This is a genomic window from Streptomyces mutomycini, assembly GCF_001700505.1.
GTDB lineage: Bacteria > Actinomycetota > Actinomycetes > Streptomycetales > Streptomycetaceae > Streptomyces > Streptomyces mutomycini.
This window is the reverse complement of the sequence record NZ_MAPV01000389.1, coordinates 1-1,899: the sequence shown is the minus strand read 5'-3', so window position 1 is coordinate 1,899 and position 1,899 is coordinate 1. Positions and strand designations below refer to the sequence as shown.

At 66.1% G+C, this 1,899-nt stretch carries 3 protein-coding genes and 1 pseudogene; 2 read left to right on the top strand and 2 right to left on the bottom strand.

The genetic code is table 11. The features are described from left to right. Positions 1-211 (top strand): annotated as a pseudogene (locus BFF76_RS33435) (hypothetical protein); the annotation flags it as partial. 210 nt (positions 212-421) lie between these two features. After that, positions 422-781, top strand: coding sequence for a hypothetical protein (locus tag BFF76_RS30620; protein ID WP_065849511.1), 360 nt, complete (start codon positions 422-424; stop codon positions 779-781). A 313-nt stretch (positions 782-1,094) separates the two neighbouring features. Here the strand turns inward: BFF76_RS30620 and BFF76_RS33235 are convergent, their stop codons facing one another. Together BFF76_RS33235 and BFF76_RS33230 are read right to left on the bottom strand one after the other, a co-directional pair. Beyond that, positions 1,095-1,262 (bottom strand): hypothetical protein, encoded by a 168-nt coding sequence (locus BFF76_RS33235; RefSeq protein ID WP_167359552.1) that lies wholly within the window; start codon positions 1,260-1,262, stop codon positions 1,095-1,097. A 221-nt stretch (positions 1,263-1,483) separates the two neighbouring features. Next, entirely contained in the window at positions 1,484-1,648 is a 165-nt protein-coding gene (locus BFF76_RS33230; RefSeq protein ID WP_157840951.1) for a hypothetical protein, read from the bottom strand. Positions 1,649-1,899 lie beyond the last annotated feature (251 nt).

Genomic DNA, 1,899 nt, shown 5'->3' with positions numbered 1-1,899 from the left:
GGACTCCGGAGACGAGGCGATCCGCCGCTTCCTCGAGGGCGGGCAAACGATCCGCCGGGGACAGGGGTACTCGATACGCGTGCCCGCTCCGTTGTCCGTGCACGTGTCGATGATCGAGCGGTCGTCCACCGGACTCATGCAGTCGCCCGCCGGCCGCAAGGCCCACCGCATCCATTCCGACCGGGTGACGTCCGTGCGGATCACGAACTGACCACACAGCAAAACCCCGCGCCGCTCGGTGCGGGGCTTCTGCTGGTCAGAGTGGCTCGTCAGCTAGCCAGCTTGCTGACTCGCCGACTTACTGGCTCGCTGGCTCGCTCGTCCGACCAGGGCCCCATTGCTTCGGCCGGAACGTCAGCCGACGGGCGGTCAGCTGCCATGCTGAGTAGCTGAACTGCCACCTCAGCCCTTGGAGAGCAGCGTGGATCTGAACGCCACTGGCGACCCCTTCGTTGCCCCGGATGACATTCAGGTCCGTGTCGGCATCGACCTGCGGCCGGGCACTCTTATCCTCACTCGGAACCGCGAAGACTTCACGGCATACCACGCCCTGGTGAAGTTCGCCTCTGTTGAAGGGGGCCCATGGGCGGCGGAGCAGGTCAATTTCTCGGCAAAAGCGCCTGAGGGCAAGTCCGTGGGATTGACCGTGGATCTCCTCAACGAAGCCTGCGACGGTCCCCGGGCTGGCCTTCCCGGCGCGATCTGGAAGGTTGTGGTTCTCGCCGCGACCTCCGCCGGAGACGTCGGCATCACCTACGCGCCCCCTCAGGTTTCCACCTGACACTGCATCTCAGCACTCCTTCTGGTGGCACCCAGTACGAGCCGGAAGCAGGGTGGAGGGATGACCGCACCCGGGCTGTTCGCTTCAGCCGGGCCGAGCCGTCTGCGCGGTTGACCGTACCGAGGTCACGCTCGTCAGGCTGGACCTCGAGCACCAGGCGCAGGCCATCGCCGCAGCATGTAAGCCAGGACCAGGCAACGCGGCTGTTCCGGGCGGTCCACCGCCCGGAACCCTGCTCCATCTAGGACCAACCCTGGTGGCCAGTCTGCGGCTCGGGGAGTTGTTATTGGGCCGGAGGCCCACCCCGGGAGCGTTACCGGCGTCGTCGGCGGACCAAGGTGAGAGCGAGTTCCGGCAGCGCCCGCACGACGGCGACGACGTCTGTCCGGTGGGCTCGGCAGATGGCGACGATGCAGACGGCGGTGGCGCAGAGCAGGCCGCTTCCGACGATGAGGGCTGTGGCGAGAGCGATGTGGTCCATGAAGGGTCTCCAATTTCAGGGCGCACGGAGCCAGGGCAGGTCCGGACGGGAATGACAAGCGCCCGTGATGACGGGGCGTGGCTGCGGTGAGAGCATCAGCCGGGTGCGGCTGTGCTCAAGGGTTCGAGGACAAGTGGTTAGAGACGCAACCCCTGATAGATACGGGCTCTGCGACGTAGTTCTCGACTAGTCATGAGGCGACGTGGTGTCCTCTCCGGCCCTCACAGCTTGAGGATGATGGCGAGCGCCATGAACGCGGCGCACGCCACCGTGAGGGCGGGAATCAACATGGGGTAGCTCACTGCGATGAGGCCGATTACGACCGTGCCGAGGAGAGCCGTCACGATTCGAGTGTTCGGCTCGCTGGGGTTGGGCTGCTGCTGCATGGGTCCTCTATTCGGTAGGCGTAGCCCCGCTTCAGGGCGCACGGGGGTAGGGCAGTGGCGGTGCGGAAAAAAGGTGCCCCCACCCGGTCAGCGGGTCGGCGGCGGAATGCAACCTCCTGCCCCCGGTAGGGGTGGGGAGGGAAGTTCAGACTGAGCAGTTCGTTCGTAGGCTGGAGCGCGGTGGGCAGGGGTGGAAAGTGCTAGACGATTTACGGAACTCGGCGCCAAGCCCCGCAACTGCCCCCGCGGCT

What these genes read in the sequence shown, in the direction of transcription:
- BFF76_RS33235 (WP_167359552.1), bottom strand. Translation starts at nt 1,262, where the DNA reads ATGGACCACATCGCTCTCGCCACAGCCCTCATCGTCGGAAGCGGCCTG.
- BFF76_RS33230 (WP_157840951.1), bottom strand. Translation starts at nt 1,648, where the DNA reads ATGCAGCAGCAGCCCAACCCCAGCGAGCCGAACACTCGAATCGTGACG.